Source organism: Parasphingomonas frigoris, from assembly GCF_036663815.1.
GTDB lineage: Bacteria > Pseudomonadota > Alphaproteobacteria > Sphingomonadales > Sphingomonadaceae > Sphingomonas.
The window spans coordinates 1-1111 of sequence record NZ_JAXOJQ010000081.1; the positions used below are offsets into that span (position 1 = coordinate 1).

Consider the following 1111-nt stretch of genomic DNA (forward strand, 5'->3'; position numbering starts at 1 on the left):
GCGCAGTTACCGTATCAATGCGTGACATCCGTTGAGCGGCACTGCGCTGCGCCGGCGTGACATTTGCCGGCGGAAGGAACCATCAGCCGGCAAAACTGTTGTGGCGAGGCGGCCGAACCGGCTCGTACATGAGAGAGTGACTTATGATTAAAACATGGATTCTGGGCGCTTCGGCCATCGCAATGACCGCGATGCCGGTTGCAGCCACCGCAGCACCCGTCGGCGCGAACTCGGCGGGGTCGCTCTCGCTAGCTCCCGCAACGCGTGCAGGCACGTCGACCAAGAAGTCCAGCAACCTTGCTGGTCAGAGCATCGTTCCGCTCGTTATCGGCGCAGGCATCATCGCCGGCGTTGCGTATCTGATCATCGACAAAGAAAATGACGACGATTCGGACAGCAACTGACTGTCGGGGCCGGTGTTAACGCACTGGCCCATTCTCTTGCCGGCGACGAGATCATCTCCGGAGCGACGCGTAAAGCGTAATCTCTACTCTTACTTCTCCAGTACGATGGCTCGAGTTCACGCCATCCCATCCCGCCGAAGCGGCAGCCTGCGGTCGGTGTTATCACCGCCAGCGCCGACATTAACATCACCAAAACGCGAACTGTCACCGTGCTGACGGTCAACGCTTTAGAGGTCGCTTGTAGAGTGCGCGCATCGCCGCCTCCATCTTCACGCGATCGATACGGAGCACGACGATCTGCGCGCGTTCGCCGAGATGCGGTCGGTACGCCTCGTGCCACGACAGCGTATCACCGTATCCGGCGGTCTGGTTCGTGTCGAAATCTATGTAGAGCGTCTGGGTGCGGGTAACGATCGCGGGCTCCAGCCAGACCATTGCGGCAATCTCGTCCCACATCGGAAACCCCGGTTCGAGCCCGGTCTGCAGCGTGTCGGTCAGCGCGGTATGCGCGGACCTCAGGCTGTCGAGAAAACTGCGCGTCCACTGCGTGCCAGTCGACGGATCGATCGGGACCATCGTCACCTTAGGCCACGCGCCATGCGCCATGATCCGCGCCGCTTCGGGATCCCAGCGGATGTTGAACTCGCGTCGCGGCGTGTTGACGAACTCGCGCGCGAACGCAGCGGCCGCCGGCCTGTCGAGCGTTT

At 61.7% G+C, this 1111-nt stretch carries 2 protein-coding genes; one reads left to right on the forward strand and one right to left on the reverse strand.

Annotated features, from left to right (window positions below; all coding sequences use genetic code 11):
- Window positions 1–143: 143 nt before the first annotated feature.
- Entirely contained in the window at window positions 144–404 is a 261-nt protein-coding gene (locus U1872_RS22600; RefSeq protein WP_332745498.1) for a hypothetical protein, read from the forward strand.
- A 219-nt stretch (window positions 405–623) separates the two neighbouring features.
- On the opposite strand, the gene U1872_RS22605 is transcribed toward U1872_RS22600, so the two are convergent.
- Window positions 624–1111, reverse strand: a 488-nt coding sequence (locus tag U1872_RS22605) for a nucleoside hydrolase (protein ID WP_332795091.1), incomplete at its 5' end; no start/stop codon positions are given.

Excerpts from the sequence above, each read along its gene's own strand:
- U1872_RS22600 (WP_332745498.1), top strand. The coding sequence starts at position 144 with ATGATTAAAACATGGATTCTGGGCGCTTCGGCCATCGCAATGACCGCG.